The 15,148-nt window shown below is 63.1% G+C and carries 15 protein-coding genes, 1 tRNA gene and 1 pseudogene; 8 read left to right on the top strand and 9 right to left on the bottom strand.

Features of this window, described 5'->3' with window-relative positions; translation table 11 throughout:
• Positions 1 to 180 precede the first annotated feature (180 nt).
• The 6 genes from B5525_RS09350 to B5525_RS09325 all read right to left on the bottom strand — a co-directional run bounded on the left by B5525_RS09350 (position 181) and on the right by B5525_RS09325 (position 6,332).
• Positions 181 to 1,266 carry a sn-glycerol-3-phosphate import ATP-binding protein UgpC gene (locus B5525_RS09350; protein WP_079565747.1) on the bottom strand — a complete coding sequence of 362 codons (1,086 nt, stop codon included), beginning with the start codon at positions 1,264 to 1,266 and terminating at the stop codon, positions 181 to 183.
• Position 1,267: 1 nt separating this feature from the next.
• Complete coding sequence (ugpE, locus tag B5525_RS09345; protein ID WP_079565746.1) at positions 1,268 to 2,116, bottom strand: sn-glycerol-3-phosphate ABC transporter permease UgpE; 849 nt, start codon at positions 2,114 to 2,116, stop codon at positions 1,268 to 1,270.
• A 5-nt stretch (positions 2,117 to 2,121) separates the two neighbouring features.
• The gene (ugpA, locus tag B5525_RS09340; RefSeq protein WP_079565745.1) at positions 2,122 to 3,003 is read right to left on the bottom strand and encodes a sn-glycerol-3-phosphate ABC transporter permease UgpA; all 882 of its coding nucleotides are present in this window, start codon (positions 3,001 to 3,003) and stop codon (positions 2,122 to 2,124) included.
• Between the two features lie 69 nt (positions 3,004 to 3,072).
• Positions 3,073 to 4,380, bottom strand: coding sequence for a sn-glycerol-3-phosphate ABC transporter substrate-binding protein UgpB (gene ugpB / locus B5525_RS09335; protein WP_079565744.1), 1,308 nt, complete (start codon positions 4,378 to 4,380; stop codon positions 3,073 to 3,075).
• 182 nt (positions 4,381 to 4,562) lie between these two features.
• Entirely contained in the window at positions 4,563 to 5,768 is a 1,206-nt protein-coding gene (locus B5525_RS09330; protein WP_079573136.1) for a CaiB/BaiF CoA transferase family protein, read from the bottom strand.
• Between the two features lie 138 nt (positions 5,769 to 5,906).
• On the bottom strand, positions 5,907 to 6,332 hold the full coding sequence (locus tag B5525_RS09325; RefSeq protein WP_079565743.1) for an organic hydroperoxide resistance protein: 426 nt from the start codon (positions 6,330 to 6,332) through the stop codon (positions 5,907 to 5,909).
• Positions 6,333 to 6,498: 166 nt separating this feature from the next.
• Here B5525_RS09325 and B5525_RS09320 point away from each other — a divergent pair, with 166 nt between their 5' ends.
• Positions 6,499 to 6,957, top strand: coding sequence for a MarR family winged helix-turn-helix transcriptional regulator (locus B5525_RS09320; protein WP_079573134.1), 459 nt, complete (start codon positions 6,499 to 6,501; stop codon positions 6,955 to 6,957).
• A 12-nt stretch (positions 6,958 to 6,969) separates the two neighbouring features.
• On the opposite strand, the gene B5525_RS09315 is transcribed toward B5525_RS09320, so the two are convergent.
• From B5525_RS09315 to B5525_RS09305, 3 genes are all read right to left on the bottom strand, one after another.
• Positions 6,970 to 7,206: a GIY-YIG nuclease family protein gene (locus B5525_RS09315; RefSeq protein WP_079565742.1), complete on the bottom strand. Its 237-nt coding sequence runs from the start codon at positions 7,204 to 7,206 to the stop codon at positions 6,970 to 6,972.
• Between the two features lie 150 nt (positions 7,207 to 7,356).
• Positions 7,357 to 7,432 (bottom strand) — tRNA-Ala (locus B5525_RS09310).
• A 65-nt stretch (positions 7,433 to 7,497) separates the two neighbouring features.
• Entirely contained in the window at positions 7,498 to 7,923 is a 426-nt protein-coding gene (locus B5525_RS09305; protein ID WP_079565741.1) for a TIGR02300 family protein, read from the bottom strand.
• 145 nt (positions 7,924 to 8,068) lie between these two features.
• Between B5525_RS09305 and aroA the strand changes: the two genes are divergently transcribed.
• The 7 genes and pseudogenes from aroA to B5525_RS09270 form a co-directional block, all read left to right on the top strand.
• Positions 8,069 to 9,406, top strand: a complete 1,338-nt coding sequence (gene aroA, locus B5525_RS09300) for a 3-phosphoshikimate 1-carboxyvinyltransferase (protein WP_079565740.1) — start codon at positions 8,069 to 8,071, stop codon at positions 9,404 to 9,406.
• Entirely contained in the window at positions 9,403 to 10,041 is a 639-nt protein-coding gene (gene cmk / locus B5525_RS09295) for a (d)CMP kinase (RefSeq protein ID WP_079565739.1), read from the top strand. Before aroA ends, cmk begins: the two co-directional genes overlap by 4 nt.
• Positions 10,042 to 10,280: 239 nt before the next feature.
• Positions 10,281 to 11,984: a 30S ribosomal protein S1 gene (rpsA, locus tag B5525_RS09290; RefSeq protein ID WP_079565738.1), complete on the top strand. Its 1,704-nt coding sequence runs from the start codon at positions 10,281 to 10,283 to the stop codon at positions 11,982 to 11,984.
• 308 nt (positions 11,985 to 12,292) lie between these two features.
• Entirely contained in the window at positions 12,293 to 13,273 is a 981-nt protein-coding gene (sppA, locus tag B5525_RS09285) for a signal peptide peptidase SppA (RefSeq protein ID WP_079565737.1), read from the top strand.
• Between the two features lie 170 nt (positions 13,274 to 13,443).
• On the top strand, positions 13,444 to 13,749 hold the full coding sequence (locus tag B5525_RS09280; RefSeq protein WP_079565736.1) for an integration host factor subunit beta: 306 nt from the start codon (positions 13,444 to 13,446) through the stop codon (positions 13,747 to 13,749).
• Between the two features lie 105 nt (positions 13,750 to 13,854).
• Positions 13,855 to 14,250: a DUF1049 domain-containing protein gene (locus B5525_RS09275; RefSeq protein ID WP_079573132.1), complete on the top strand. Its 396-nt coding sequence runs from the start codon at positions 13,855 to 13,857 to the stop codon at positions 14,248 to 14,250.
• A 66-nt stretch (positions 14,251 to 14,316) separates the two neighbouring features.
• Positions 14,317 to 14,955: pseudogene (locus B5525_RS09270) on the top strand (phosphoribosylanthranilate isomerase); the annotation flags it as partial.
• Positions 14,956 to 15,148 lie beyond the last annotated feature (193 nt).

Here is a 15,148-nt window from a genome sequence, read left to right as displayed (position 1 = left end):
CTCCGGTCAACAGCCAATATGGGCATGATTTGGAAGCGGTTCAAGCGCCTGCGGAACCACGGGAATCGCCTTCCAAATCATTCCGGGGCGGGCGCGGAGCGACCGAACCCCAGATGTGCCGTTGCATATCGGGGAATCCTGGGATTCCGGGTTCACGCGTCGCGCGCCCCGGAACGACCCTTAGAACTCGATCCGCTTGCGGCCGTCGGCGCTGAAAAGATGCAGTTTTTCGCGCGGCACGATGGCGCGAATCCGCTCGCCGATGGCGGGCGCGACCGCGCCGGGTATCCGTACGATGACGTCGCCTGGCGGCAATTCGCCGGGATTGGCGGCGACTTCCTGCGCGCCATTGGTTTTTCGGGCGCCGTAAATGAAGGTCTCGGCGCCGACATGTTCGATCGCCCCGATGGTGAGATCGAGCGCAACACCGCTGGCGACGCTGTCGCTGGAAATGACAAAATCCTCCGGGCGAATGCCCAGCAGGCCGGTTTCGCCGGTGCCTCCAAGTTGGGACCTGATTTCGTCGGAGCGCAGCGGCAGCAGATTCATCGGCGGCGCGCCGATGAAGGACGCGACGAAGGTCGTCGCCGGCTTCTGGTAGATCTCCAGCGGGTTGCCGATCTGCTCGACCTGGCCGCCGTTCATCACCACCAGAATGTCGGCAAGCGTCATCGCCTCGAGCTGGTCGTGGGTGACGTAGATCGACGTGGTGCTGAGCCGCCGCTGCAGTTTGCGGATCTCGACCCGCATCGCGATGCGCAGCTTGGCATCGAGGTTCGACAGTGGCTCGTCGAACAGGAACACTTTCGGCTGCCGCACGATGGCGCGGCCCATCGCGACGCGCTGGCGCTGTCCGCCGGACAATTGCCCAGGCTTGCGTTCGAGCATCGGGCCGATTTCGAGGATGCGCGCGGCTTCCTGGACCCGGGTGTCGATCTCGGGCTTCGGCATGCCGCGATTGCGCAGGCCATAGGCCATGTTGTTGTAGACGCTCATATGCGGATAGAGCGCGTAATTCTGGAACACCATGGCGATGTCGCGCTCGGCCGGCTCGATCTGGTTGACGATGCGCCCGCCGATATCGATTTCGCCCGACGTGATGGTCTCGAGGCCTGCGACCATCCGCAACAGCGTCGACTTGCCGCAGCCGGAAGGGCCGACCAGGACGCAGAACTGGCCGTCGCCGACGTCGAAATCGATGCCCTTGATGGCCTCGAATCCGCTCGGATAGGTCTTGCGGACGTCGCGCAGCGCTACGTTTGCCATCTCACTTTTCCGTCTCGATCAGGCCCTTGACGAACAGGCGTTGCATCAGCACGACCACCGCGACCGGAGGCAGCATGGCGAGCACGGCGGTTGCCATCGCCACCTGCCATTCGGTCAGGGCATCGTGCACGTCGATGATTTTCTTGATACCGATCACGATGGTCTGCATGTCGTCGCGCGTCGTTATCAAGAGCGGCCAGAGATATTGATTCCAGCCGTAAATGAAGAGGATCACGAACAGCGCGGCGATGTTGGTCACCGACAGCGGCAACAGCGTATCGAAAAAGAACCGGATCGGGCCGGCGCCGTCGATCTTGGAGGCTTCCACCAGTTCCTTCGGCACCGTCATGAAGAATTGCCGGAACAACAGCGTTGCGGTGGCCGACGCGATCAAAGGCAGGATCAGGCCCGAATAGGAATCCAGCATGTGCAGGTCGCTGGTGATCTTGTAGGTCGGAAAGATGCGTACCTCGACCGGCAGCATCAGCGTGATGAAGATGGTCCAGAACGCTGTCATCCGGAGCGGGAACGAGAAGAACACGATCGCATAGGCCGAGATGATCGAGATGGCGATTTTTCCGACCGTGATTCCGAGCGCCATGATCAGGCTGTTCAGCATCATGCCGCCGACCGGCGCGCGCGTGGTCCGCCCCGTGCCGGAGACGATGGTGTTCCAGTAGGTCTCGAGCCCGTGGGAGCCAGGATAGAGCGGCATCTGGCCGTTGGCGATCACCGTGTTGTCGTGGGTCGAGGCGATCACCGCCAGATAGACCGGAAACGCGACGATCGCGACGCCGGCCAGCAGGACCAGATGGGGCAGCAAGTTTCCAAAGCGGCGGTGCTCGACCATGGCGATCAGTAATGAACCTTCTTCTCGACGTAGCGGAACTGAAATGCAGTCAGCGCGACCACGATCACCATCAGGATCACCGACTGGGCGGCGGAGCCGCCGAGGTCGGAGCCGACCTTGCCGTCCTGAAATACCTTGTACACCAGCGTCTGCGTGGCGCCGTTGGGGCCGCCGCCGGTCGCGGTGTCGATGATGCCGAGGGTGTTGAAGAAGACGTAGGTGATGTTGACGATGATCAGGAAGAACGTGGTCGGTGACAGCAACGGAAAGATGATGGTCCAGAACCGCCGCATCGGCCTGGCGCCGTCGATCGCGGCGGCCTCGATCACGCTTTTCGGGATCGCCTGCAGGCCCGCCAGGAAAAACAGGAAATTGTAGCTGATCTGGTTCCAGACCGCGACGATGACCACGAGGATCATCGCATGCGTTCCGTTCAGCACCGGATTCCAGTCGATGCCGTTACGTTGCATGGCGCGTGCGAGCATGCCGAGCCCCGGCTGGAACATGAAGATGAAGAGCACGCTCGCGACCGCCGGCGCCACCGCATAGGGAATGATGAGGAAGGTGCGGTAGATCTGCACGCCTTTGATGTTGTGGTTCGCCATCGCCGCCAGCAACAGGCCGAGCGTGAGCGAGAAGAACACCACCAGCGCGGAAAAGACGAAGGTGACGCCGATCGCCTGATAATATTCGGGGCGCTTCAGCAGTTCGACATAGTTCTCGAACCAGACGAATTCGGTCGAGAGCCCGAAGGCGTCCTGCACCAGGAACGATTGCTGCAGGGCCTGCACCGCGGGCCAGTAGAAAAAGATCAGGGAAACCGCAAGCTGCGGCAGGATCAGCAGATATGGCAGCAGCCTGCCTGAAAAGATCGCCCGGGGTTCCATGATGCCTCGCTGGATGGATCGTGGCCGCGTCTGACGCGGCCACAATCCTCACGATCCCTTACGCTTGCGTCACTTGGTGGCGGTACGCTCGAACTGCCGGAGCATCGCATTGCCGCGCGATACCGCCGCGTCGAGCGCCTCCTTCGCCGGCTTCTTGCCGGCGAGCGCCGCCTCGATCTCCTCGGCGAAGACATCGCGCAACTGCACCATGCCGCCGAAGCGCAGGCCGCGCGAATTCTCGGTCGGCGGCTTGTTGGTCAATTCCTTCAGCGGGACTTCGAGGATCGGGCTCTTTTCGTAGAAGCCATCGGCCTTGGTCTTTTCATACGCGGCCTTGGTGATCGGCAGATAACCCGAAACCTGATGCAGGTTGGCCTGGCGGTCGGTGTCCGACAGGAAGGTGAAGAATTTCGCGATTCCCTTGTATTCCTCGGGGCTCTTGCCGCCCATCACCCAGAGCGAGGCGCCGCCGATGATGGAATTCTGCGGGGCGCCCTTGACGTCGGGGAAGTACGGCATCGGCACCGCATTGTAGGCAAACTTGGCGTTCGCCTTGACGTTCGGATAGAACGCCGATGACGTCATGAACATCGGACATTCGCCCGAGGTGAAGCGGCCTTCGCCGGTGTTGGTGCGCCCCGAATAGTCGAAGCTCTTGTCCTTCTGCAGCTCGACCAGATTCTCCAGCAGCTTGGTCTCCAGCGGGGTGTTGAACTCGAGCACGGTGTCGAAGCCATCCAGGCCGTTGGCCTTGCTGCCGATCGGCACGTTATGCCAGGCGGAGAACTGCTCGATCAGTCCCCAGGAGCCCCAGGCGGTGGAAAAGCCGCAGGTCGGACTGGTGGCATGCAGCTTCCTGGCGTCGGCGAATACTTCCGGCCAGGTCTTCGGCGGCTCGGCGATATCGGCCTTCTTCAGGGCATCGAGATTGACCCACATCACCATGCTCGATGAATTGAAGGGGAACGACAGCATCTCGCCCTTCGAGGTCGAGTAATATCCGGTGATCGCCGGCAAATAGGATTGCGGGTCGAATTTCTCGCCCTGCTCCTTCATCAGTTCGGATACCGGTTTGATGGCGCCCTTGGCCGCCATCATGGTCGCGGTGCCGACCTCGAACACCTGCATGATGCCGGGGGCATTGCCGGCGCGAAACGCGGCGATGCCGGCGTTCAGCGTATCGGCGTAACTGCCCTTGAAGGTGGGGACGATCTTGTAGTCGCTTTGCGAGGCGTTGAAATCGTTCGCGAGCTTGACCACCACGTCATTGTTCGGGCCGGTCATCGCATGCCACCACTGGATCTCGGTCGCAGCGTAAGCAGGCGTTGCAAGCGCGAGCGCAACTGCCGTTGCCGCGCCGAATGTTCGAAGAGCCATCAAATTCCTCCGGGTTGGGTCCATCATCTTCGTTTCGCGCGTTAGCAGCGCTGGATGACGTGCAAATGACCGTATAAGCGAAAGGATGGTATTGGCAAAGCGCGCCGCCTGGAAAGCGGAAAATAGGCTTAGTACCGGGCAGCCGGTATCCCTGACCCGGGGCAGCATCCGGGGCGCAGCAATCAGCGCTTGCGTTCGGGCCCGCAGACCACGCCCTCGGCGAGGAGGGCGTCGATCTCGCCCCTGGAATATCCGAACTCGCTCAGCACTTCGGTGGCATGCTGGCTGAAATTCGGCGGCACGCGGCGCAGGCTGGGCTTGCTGCGCTCCATGCGGACTGGCGAGGCGACCCCCTTGTACCAGTCCTTTTCGATGACGTCGCTGCGATGGACGGTGTGGGCGCTGGTCAGCGCCTGGTCGATCCGCTGCACCGGGCCGGCCGGCAGGCCGGCGGCGAGCAGCCGATCGCATAATGGTTCGGCGTCGTGCTGGCTGAACACAGCCGCAAGCTCGGTGCGCAGCGCGTCGCGGTTGGCGATGCGGTCCTTGTTGCGGGCGAAACGCCGGTCGGTGGCGAGTTCGGGCTTGCCGATCTCCTTGGCCAGCTTGCGGAAGGTGCCGTCATTGCCGACGCCGATGAAGATGTTGTCGGTGCGGGTGGGGAAGATCGCATAGGGCACGAGGTTCGGATGTTCGTTGCCGGTGAGGCCTGGCGGCTTGCCATGCATGAAATAATTCGCCGCGTGCGGGTGCATGATGGCAAGGCCGGTCTCGAACAACGTGGTTTCGACGAACTGCCCCTTGCCGGATTTTTGCCGCTCCGAAAGCGCCATCAGAATGCCGACGGCGGCGTAAAGCCCGGTCGAGATGTCGACCAGTGGCACGCCGATGCGCATTGGTCCGCTCTGCGGCGAGCCGGTCGCCGCGATCATTCCGGTCATGGCCTGGATGATGGCGTCATAGCCCGGATTGCCGCCGCGCGGACCGTCGGCGCCGAAGCCGGAAATCCGGCAATGCACCAACCGCGGAAATCGCGCGCGCAGCACCTCGTTGCCGATGCCCCATTTGTCCAGCGTGCCCGGCTTGAAATTCTCGATCAGGACGTCGGCGCCCTCCAGCATCTTCATCAACACAATGCGGCCGCCCTCGGAGGCGAGATCCAGCCCGATCGAGCGCTTGTTGCGATTGATGCCGACGAAATAGGCCGCGTCTTCGCCGTGGAAGGGCGGTCCCCAGTCGCGCACCTCGTCGCCGGCGGGCGGCTCGACCTTGATCACGTCGGCGCCGTGATCGGCCAGGATTTGCGTGCAATAGGGGCCGCCGAGCACCCGCGTGAGGTCGATCACGCGCAATCCGGCCATCGCGCCGGGAGCAGTTTCTGGGGTCATGGGGTTCTTCTTGGGCGTTGTCGTCGAAGCCATTAAGCATCACGGACGCCTGTGCGCAAATGCGCGTGCAAGCTCCCGCCGCGCCCACGCGCCTATGGGAATAGCCCGCCGTTGGTCGCGGCGGGCTATTCGAGCCGGTCACACGACCGTCAGGCGGACATCGACATTGCCGCGGGTCGCGTTGGAGTAGGGGCATACCTGGTGGGCCTTCTCCACCAGCGCCTCGGCGTCCGCGCGCGGCAGTCCGGGCAGCGAGACGGCGAGTTCGATGTCCAGGCCGAAGCCGCCGGCCGAACGCGGGCCGATGCCGACGGTCGAGGTCACCGCCGCGTCGGCGGGTACTTTCGGGCCGCCCTGTGAGGCCACGAACTTCATGGCGCCGATAAAGCAGGCGGCATAGCCCGCCGCGAACAGTTGCTCGGGATTGTTGCCGGCGCCGCCACCCCCGCCCAGCTCTTTCGGCGTGGTGAGTTTGACATCCAGCGCGCCGTCGAGCGTAGCGGCATGGCCATCGCGGCCGCCGGTGGCCTTGGCGCTGGTTCTGTAGAGCACATTCACAGACATGGGGGTCTCCTTCGGTTTGCGGTTTCAATGGGGTATATATTTCACGCAATTGAATTGTGTGCAATATAACATATATGGGTTCACATTTAATTGTGCGCGATTGAATGCGGGGGCGCTCCGGCCCACAATGGAACGGGGCGGACCGGTCCGCACGGCGAGGCTGAAAATGGCGAAGAAACAGGCGGCGGACGCGCCGCTGTTACTGGGCAATCAGATCTGCTTTGCGATCTATTCGGCCGCGCACGCGTTCAACCGCGTCTACAAGCCGCTTCTGGACCGGCTCGGCCTGACCTATCCGCAATATCTGGTCATGCTGGTGCTGTGGGAGCGCGACGGCGTTCCGGTCAAGGATATCGGCGAACGGCTGTTCCTGGATTCAGGCACGCTCACGCCGCTGCTCAAGCGGCTGGAGGCGGCGCAGCTGATCAAGCGCACGCGCAATCCCGCCGATGAGCGCCAAGTGCTGATCGCGCTGACCGCGCAGGGGCAAGCGTTGAAGGAAAAAGCCAGGACCGTGCCGCAGTCGATCCTCGCCGCCTCGGCCTGCTCGATTGCCGAGCTGTCGGCGATGAAGAACGACCTCGTCGCGCTGCGCGATCGGCTCAACGCGGTGCTGGAGGAGTAGGGGGGAGGGGCGTCAGAGGCGTTTCTTTGCAAATGCCCGGCCGGAGGCAGATTTGAGGTATTTTTCGAATGCGATGGCCTGCTCTTCGTCGCTGAATGCGACGTAGGTCTTTAGTCGCCATGGCCCGTACTTCGAGGTATGTGGCACTTCGCCGGCGTTGTGTTTTGCTAACCGCGCGCGCAAGTCGTCGGTAATTCCAACGTAGAAATGCTCGGAGTCATGACTTTCGAGGATGTAGACGTATTTCATGGCGCCGCCCCTTCGCCGCTACAACGTGGCAACATGCTTGCCGAGGCCCGGCTACGCCCTGCGGGCTACGCCGCGGCAGCCTTCGCTTGCTTCGCTACGATAGGTCTTGGCGTGGCTTGCCGAGCCGTAGCTTGCGAAGCAAGCGAAGGCTGGTGGAGCCAGGCGGGATCGAACCGCCGACCTCTTGCATGCCATGCAAGCGCTCTCCCAGCTGAGCTATGGCCCCTTAACCGTTCCGCGTGCCTTGGGCGACCCGCGGGAAAAAACCCTGAACACAGTTCAGGGCCGATCTCAAGTCTCCTCGTCGCCGCTGACGTCGCCGATGATGTCGGTGACGTCCTCGTCGCCTTCCTCTTCGTCGGCGATGAAGGTGGAATCATCATCGTCATCGTCTTCGATGGTCTCGTCGATCTCGATGTCGTCTTCCGATTCGGGAACGACGGCCTTGACCTTGCCGGTATTCTCCTCGGCGTCGGCTTCCTCGAGCGGCACCAACTCTTCGGCTTCCATCGGCTCCGGCGTGGCTTCCGCGGCGGAAGCGGCAGCGGCGGCACTGGCGCGCGCGGCCGCATCGGCGCGGGTCCGCGGCGGCGGAATCGGCGCAATCGGCACGACCTCCCCGGTATAGGGCGAGATCACCGGGTTCTTGTTCAAGTCGTAGAATTTCTTACCCGTGGTCGGGCAAATGCGCTTGGTTCCGAGATCGGATTTGGCCACGTGTGGAATCCTGGGAATTTCTGAAAAACGGTGCTTCACTTGGCTAGTTGAGGCGCCGCTGTCAATAGCGCTTTGCGAGAGATAGATGTCAGCGTGACGCGGCACGGCCCATGTGATACGTGCCGCCCGCGCAGAGGACACAATCTTGACCCATTCTGACCAGGCAACCCCGCTCGAAGCCCGCTCCAGCGGCCCACTGACCGGCAAGGTCCGCGTTCCCGGCGACAAGTCGATTTCGCACCGGGCCCTGATTCTCGGCGCGCTGGCAGTCGGCCAAAGCCGGATTTCGGGCCTGCTGGAGGGCGAAGACGTCCTCAATACCGCCAAGGCAATGCAGGCGTTGGGCGCGAAGGTGGAACGAACCGGCGATTTCGCCTGGGCCGTTCACGGGGTCGGCGTGGCCGGGTTCGCGCAGCCGCAGGCTCCGCTCGATTTCGGCAATTCCGGCACCGGCTGCCGGCTGGTGATGGGGGCGGTGGCGGGCTGCCCGATAACGGCGGTTTTCGATGGCGACGCCTCGCTGCGGGGAAGGCCGATGCGGCGGGTGCTCGATCCCCTGGAACTGATGGGAGCCCGCGTCGGCACGAGCGGGCAGGGTGGCCGTTTGCCGCTGACGCTCCTGGGCGCGCGTGATCCCCTGCCAATCCTTTACCGGACGCCGGTGGCCTCGGCCCAGATCAAGTCCGCGGTGCTGCTGGCAGGGCTGGCCGCGCCGGGTGTCACCACCGTGATCGAAACCGAGGCCAGCCGCGACCATACCGAGCTGATGCTGAAGCATTTCGGCGCCGATATCGTCTCCACCGCCGAAGGCAGCCATGGCCGAAAAATCGCACTCACCGGGCAGCCCGAACTGCATGGCGCCGACGTGGTGGTGCCGGCCGATCCCTCCTCGGCGGCATTTCCGATCGTGGCCGCCCTGATCGTCGAAGGCTCCGACCTGGTGTTGTCCGACGTCATGACCAACCCGCTGCGCACCGGCCTGCTCACGACGCTGCGCGAGATGGGCGCCTCGATCGAGGAAACCGAGAGCCGCGGCGATGCCGGCGAACCGATGGCGCAGCTCCGGGTGCGCGCCTCGAAACTGCGCGGCGTCGAGGTGCCGCCCGAGCGGGCGCCCTCGATGATCGACGAATATCTGGTGCTGGCGATAGCGGCGAGTTTTGCCGAGGGCACCACCATCATGCGCGGCTTGAAGGAATTGCGGGTTAAAGAATCCGACCGGCTGGAGGCCACCGCCGCCATGCTGCGCGTCAACGGCGTCAGGGTCGAGATTTCCGGCGACGATCTGATCGTCGAAGGCAGGGGGCATGTGCCCGGCGAAGGCCTGGTCGCGACCCATATGGATCACCGCATCGCGATGTCGGCCCTGGTGATGGGGCTTGCCGCCAACAAGCCCGTGAAGGTCGACGACACCGCCTTCATCGCCACCTCGTTTCCCGACTTCATCCCGATGATGCGTTCGCTGGGGGCCGAGTTTTCATGATCATCGCCATCGACGGACCCGCGGCCTCGGGAAAAGGCACGCTCGGCAAGCGCCTCGCCAAGCATTATGGCTATCGCCACCTCGATACCGGCGTGATTTACCGTGCGGTGGCCAAGGCGCTGCTGGATGCCGGGGCCAGCCTGACCGACGAGATGATCGCCGTCTCCGCGGCGCTCGAGCTCGATCCGGAAAAGTTCGGCGATCCCGTCCTGAAGACGCAGCGGGTGGGCGATGCCGCCTCGGTGGTCTCCGCGATCCCGAAAGTTAGGGAAGTGCTGCTCAATTTTCAGCGCCAGTTCGCGGCGGATCCGCCCGGCGCGGTGCTCGACGGTCGCGATATCGGCACCGTGATCTGCCCGGACGCCGACGTGAAGATTTTTGTCTTGGCCGACCCCAAGGTCCGCGCCCGCCGCCGCACCCTGGAGGCCCGGGCGAGGGGCGAGGACGCCGACGAGGCCGCGGTGCTGGCGGATATCCTCAAACGCGACGAACGGGACCAGAACAGGGCGGTGGCGCCTTTAAAACCGGCACAAGATGCTTACTTGCTGGATAACTCCAACTTGGATATAGAAGGCGGCGTCCGGGCCGCCATCGACATTGTCGAGGCCGTCCGAGCGGGCCGGCAGCGGGTTTAATCCGCCACCGTCATTGGAGGAAAGCCCGCTCCCGGTCTCGAACAGCGATATCCCGAGGTTGATTGCCTCGTTCAGGCTCCGGACAAAATTATTCAACGTATCGAACGTGCAGGCATGCTGCCGGCCCGCTCTCGCGATTTCCCCGCGAGGCGGTCGTCAGGGTTTGCGGAACCCTGACACTTCACGCCCGATACGCCCCTTAACCCGAATGGCCGGCGATACCCGCATCTGGAGAACAAATGGCTTCGACTGCTACTTCCTATAATCCTTCCCGCGACGATTTTGCCGCGATGCTTGACGAGTCCTTTGCCGGTGGCAACCTGCAGGAGAGCTCCGTCATCAAGGGCACCGTTGTCGCGATCGAGAAGGACATGGCCGTCATCGACGTCGGCCTGAAGACCGAAGGCCGCGTGGCGCTGCGTGAATTCGCAGGACCCGGCAAGGAAAGCGAACTCAAGGTAGGCGACGTGGTCGAGGTGTTCCTCGACCGTATCGAGAATGCGCTCGGCGAAGCCGTGCTGTCGCGCGACAAGGCGCGCCGCGAGGAAAGCTGGGGCAAGCTGGAAAAGGCCTTCAACAATAACGAGAAGGTCCACGGCGTCATCTTCAACCAGGTCAAGGGCGGCTTCACGGTCGACCTCGACGGCGCGGTGGCCTTCCTGCCGCGCTCGCAGGTCGACATCCGTCCGATCCGCGACGTAGCACCCCTGATGAACAACTCCCAGCCGTTCCAGATCCTCAAGATGGATCGCCGTCGCGGCAACATCGTGGTGTCGCGCCGCACGGTTCTGGAAGAGACCCGCGCCGAACAGCGCCAGGAACTGGTGCAGAACCTCGAAGAGGGTCAGGTCATCGACGGCGTGGTCAAGAACATCACCGATTACGGTGCGTTCGTCGACCTCGGCGGTATCGACGGCTTGTTGCACGTCACCGATATCGCCTGGCGCCGGGTCAATCACCCGACCGAGGTGCTCACCATCGGCCAGACCGTGAAGGTCAAGATCATCAAGATCAACCACGAAACCCACCGCATTTCGCTCGGCATGAAGCAGTTGCTGGACGATCCGTGGCAGGGCATCGAGGCGAAATATCCGCTGAACGCGCGCTTCACCGGCCGCGTCACCAACATCACCGACTACGGCGCGTTCGTCGAGCTGGAGCCGGGCATCGAAGGCCTGATCCACGTCTCGGAGATGTCGTGGACCAAGAAGAACATGCACCCCGGCAAGATCGTTTCGACCTCGCAGGAAGTCGAAGTGCAGGTTCTCGAAGTCGATTCGGTCAAGCGCCGGATTTCGCTCGGCCTCAAGCAGACCATGCGCAATCCCTGGGAAGTCTTCGTCGAGAAGTTCCCGGTCGGTTCGGTGGTCGAGGGCGAGGTCAAGAACAAGACCGAATTCGGCCTGTTCCTCGGCCTCGAGGGCGACGTGGACGGCATGGTGCATCTGTCCGATCTCGACTGGAAGCTTCCGGGCGAGCAGGTGATCGACAACTTCAAGAAGGGTGACATGGTCAAAGCCGTGGTGCTCGACGTCGATGTCGAAAAGGAGCGCATCTCGCTCGGCGTCAAGCAGCTCGAAGGCGATCCGTTCGCTGAACCCGGCGACGTCAAGAAGGGCGCGGTCGTGACCTGCGAAGTGCTCGAGGTGAAGGAAAGTGGCATCGAGGTCAGGATCGCCGGCACCGAGTTCACCACCTTCATCAAGCGCTCCGAACTGGCGCGCGAGCGCACCGATCAGCGCGCCGAGCGTTTCGCCGTCGGCGAAAAGGTCGATGCGCGGGTGATCCAGTTCGACAAGAAGGCCCGCAAGGTGCAGGTCTCGATCAAGGCGCTGGAAGTCGCAGAAGAGAAGGAAGCCATCGCGCAATACGGCTCCTCCGATTCGGGGGCGACGCTGGGCGATATTCTCGGCACCGCGCTCAAGCAGCGCACCGACAAGTAAGCCTCGCGCTTTCCGGTCTTCAATCAACGGGCCCCGGTTTCGACCGGGGCCTTTTTGCTGTCGCCCTGCATCCCGGAGCGCTGCCCGATGACGGCTCCGTGTAGTCCGGGGCCGTCCCGAAAGGGGGTGGACTTCTCCCGGATTACGCTTTGCTCCATCCCGGCTACGACCACTCAGGCGGCGTTGCGGCTTTCGGGCCTTGTTTTCTTCATATTGCATCGCAATTGATGTAGTCAGGGCACGGTATATTAGGGCTGTGCAGAGAATACCGTGCGATCCCCTCACAGCCGCTTCCGGGAGAATTTTCGATGTCGCTTGATTCAGACGTGATCGTCGATCGCCGCAGGATTCGCCGCAAGCTGACGTTCTGGCGGGTGACTGCCGCAGTGGTCGCGATCGCCGCGATTGTCGGAATGGCCGCGATAGCGACGCCCGGCGGCCGCAGCGCGTTTACAACCTCGAGCGCGATTGCGCGCGTTCATATCGACGGCCTGATTCGCAGCGACAATGACCGCGTCGAGGCGCTGGAGCGGCTGGAGAATTCGCACGTTCCGGCGGTCGTCGTGCACATCAATTCACCCGGCGGCACCACGGCCGGCTCCGAACAGCTTTACGACGCGCTGACGCGGTTGAAGGCGAAGAAGCCGCTGGTGGTGGTGGTCGAGGGATTGGCTGCCTCGGGCGGCTACATCACGGCGATCGCGGCCGATCACATTGTCGCCCAGCAAACCTCGCTGGTCGGCTCGATCGGCGTGTTGTTTCAATTTCCAAACTTCACCGATTTGCTGAAAACCGTCGGCGTCAAGGTCGAGGAAGTGAAGTCTTCGCCGCTGAAAGCGGCTCCCAACGGCTTTGAGCCGACCAGCCCGGAAGCGCGCGCCGCGCTGGATTCGCTGGTCAGGGATTCCTATGCGTGGTTTCGCGGCATGGTGAAGGAGCGGCGTGGCATGGATGACGCACTGCTCGATAAAGTCGCCGATGGACGGGTCTTCACCGGCCACCAGGCGGTCGACCTCAAGCTGATCGATCAGCTCGGCGACGAGAAAACCGCCGTCGCGTGGCTGGTCGCGGAAAAGGGAGTCAAGAGTGGTCTTCCGGTGCGCGACTACAAGCTCGAACCGCGGTTTGGCGACCTGACTTTTCTGAAAACGGCAGCCTCGATTACGCTCGATGCGCTCGGTTTAAGCTCCATTGCGCGACAGATCGAGCAGGCCGGCGTGGCGCAGGCGGTCGATCGCCTGAGCCTCGATGGAATGCTGGCGTTGTGGCAACCCGCGGGCACGAATTGAGCGGCCTAAGTCCGGTTTCCATCACTTTCCCGCATTGCGGGTATTGTCACAATCCGGCTTTCCGGCCGTTGTCACGCGTTTTTGGGTCACCCAAATTTGATTTAGCGTCTTGACAGTTCTAGGCATTTTCACGGAAATGCATATCCGCACGTTCCCCGGTACCGGTCTCGATGATAAAATCCGAACTTGTTCAGCGTATCGCCGAGCACAACCCGCACCTTTACCAGCGGGATGTCGAGAACATTGTGAACGCAATTCTCGACGAGATCGTTGCGGCCCTGGCGCGTGGCGACCGGGTCGAGCTGCGCGGTTTCGGCGCGTTCTCGGTCAAGCATCGTCCGGCGCGCGCGGGGCGCAATCCACGCACCGGCGCGCATGTGCCGGTCGATCAGAAGAGCGTCCCGTTCTTCAAAACGGGCAAGGAAATGCGTGAACGGCTGAACCGCGAAGCCGGAGCGCCGGATACCGGCGCCTGAGACGTCTGTATCTGGACGTTCAGGATCTCGCGTTTGGCGGTCGCGAGGCCAGCCCTTACCTTCGTGGTAAGAGGGCGCCGATCAATGGCAACGCGAGTGATGGTCATGCGCAAGTTTTTCACGACTGTGGTCATGGTTCTGCTGGGCCTTATCATCGTCGACTTCTCGCTCGCCAACCGGCATTTGGTGACGGTGTCGTTCGATCCCTTCGCCTCCGGTGACTCGGTTTTTGACTTACCCCCGGAGCGGCTATTTGTGATCATCCTCGCCGCGCTGATCCTGGGCGTGTTGGCGGGAGGCACTGCGACCTGGTTCGGGCAGCGGCATTGGCGGCGCGCGGCGCGCCGGCACGAGGCCGATGCGCGGCAGGCGCGGGCGCAACTGGCCGATCTGCGCGCAGGAACCATGGCCTCCCGCTACGAGCCGCAGCGCCTTCCGGGCCCGTCGCAGGGCGGCTTTTATGGGTCCGGAGGGCGAGACAAGCAGGGCGCGACGTTGTAGAACGCGGCCCACAGGCGTATCGGCCTTCCGCCGCCGTCGCCACCGCTCCAACCCGTATTTTGAAGCATGTCCCTGATCGTCAAAATTTGCGGCCTGTCCACGCGCGAGACGCTCGACGTCGCGCTGGATGCCGGTGCGGACATGGTGGGCTTCGTGTTCTTCCCGCCCTCTCCACGGCACCTGAGCCTCGAGATGGCGCGTGAGCTCGGCAAACAGGCCCGGCGTCGGGCGTCCAAGGTCGCGCTCACGGTCGATGCCGATGATGCGACGCTTTCCAATATCGTCGAGACGCTGCAGCCGGACTTGCTGCAGCTGCACGGCAAGGAAACCGTGGCGCGGCTGCGCGACATCAAGCAGAAATTCGGATTGCCGGTCATGAAGGCGATCGCGGTCGAGACCGTTGCTGATCTCGCGGGCCTGCCCGGTTACGCCGACGTCGCCGACCGCATCCTGTTCGATGCCCGCGCGCCGAAGGAAGCCACCCGTCCCGGCGGTCTCGGCGCGGTGTTCGACTGGCATGTTCTGGAGCAGCTCGATCTCAAGCGGCCGTTCATGGTCTCGGGCGGCCTGCATGTCGAAAACGTCGCCGAAGCCGTGCGCGTCACCCGCGCCGGCGGCGTCGATGTTTCCTCCGGCGTGGAGCGCACGCCAGGTCACAAGGATCCCGAAATGATCCGCGCCTTTATCCGTGCGGCGCGCGCAACAGACCTTACTTCACCTCTCCCCGTTTACGGGGAGAGGTCGGATCGCTCTTGCGATCCGGGTGAGGGGGAGCCGCAGCGTTCACCGCTCTCACCGAATTTGCCGCAAGAGCCCCTCACCCCAACCCTCCCAGAGCGAGCTTCGCTCGTCTCGCCTCCGCAAGAGCGGGGCGAGGGAGCAGAGACAACAGCGCCGC

The sequence above is a fragment of the Bradyrhizobium erythrophlei genome, assembly GCF_900129505.1.
In the GTDB taxonomy this organism is placed as follows: Bacteria; Pseudomonadota; Alphaproteobacteria; order Rhizobiales; family Xanthobacteraceae; genus Bradyrhizobium; species Bradyrhizobium erythrophlei_D.
The sequence above is the reverse complement of the archived record's forward strand: the minus strand, read 5'-3'. Positions and strand labels throughout refer to the sequence as shown.

Bases quoted from the DNA above. Each gene is read 5' to 3' on its own strand.
- ugpB (WP_079565744.1), bottom strand. From the start codon at position 4,380: ATGGCTCTTCGAACATTCGGCGCGGCAACGGCAGTTGCGCTCGCGCTT.
- B5525_RS09320 (WP_079573134.1), top strand. From the start codon at position 6,499: ATGGCGAAGAAACAGGCGGCGGACGCGCCGCTGTTACTGGGCAATCAG.
- ugpE (WP_079565746.1), bottom strand. From the start codon at position 2,116: ATGGTCGAGCACCGCCGCTTTGGAAACTTGCTGCCCCATCTGGTCCTG.
- B5525_RS09350 (WP_079565747.1), bottom strand. From the start codon at position 1,266: ATGGCAAACGTAGCGCTGCGCGACGTCCGCAAGACCTATCCGAGCGGA.
- rpsA (WP_079565738.1), top strand. From the start codon at position 10,281: ATGGCTTCGACTGCTACTTCCTATAATCCTTCCCGCGACGATTTTGCC.
- cmk (WP_079565739.1), top strand. From the start codon at position 9,403: ATGATCATCGCCATCGACGGACCCGCGGCCTCGGGAAAAGGCACGCTC.
- ugpA (WP_079565745.1), bottom strand. From the start codon at position 3,003: ATGGAACCCCGGGCGATCTTTTCAGGCAGGCTGCTGCCATATCTGCTG.
- B5525_RS09330 (WP_079573136.1), bottom strand. From the start codon at position 5,768: ATGACCCCAGAAACTGCTCCCGGCGCGATGGCCGGATTGCGCGTGATC.
- B5525_RS09280 (WP_079565736.1), top strand. From the start codon at position 13,444: ATGATAAAATCCGAACTTGTTCAGCGTATCGCCGAGCACAACCCGCAC.
- sppA (WP_079565737.1), top strand. From the start codon at position 12,293: ATGTCGCTTGATTCAGACGTGATCGTCGATCGCCGCAGGATTCGCCGC.
- B5525_RS09315 (WP_079565742.1), bottom strand. From the start codon at position 7,206: ATGAAATACGTCTACATCCTCGAAAGTCATGACTCCGAGCATTTCTAC.
- B5525_RS09275 (WP_079573132.1), top strand. From the start codon at position 13,855: ATGCGCAAGTTTTTCACGACTGTGGTCATGGTTCTGCTGGGCCTTATC.
- B5525_RS09325 (WP_079565743.1), bottom strand. From the start codon at position 6,332: ATGTCTGTGAATGTGCTCTACAGAACCAGCGCCAAGGCCACCGGCGGC.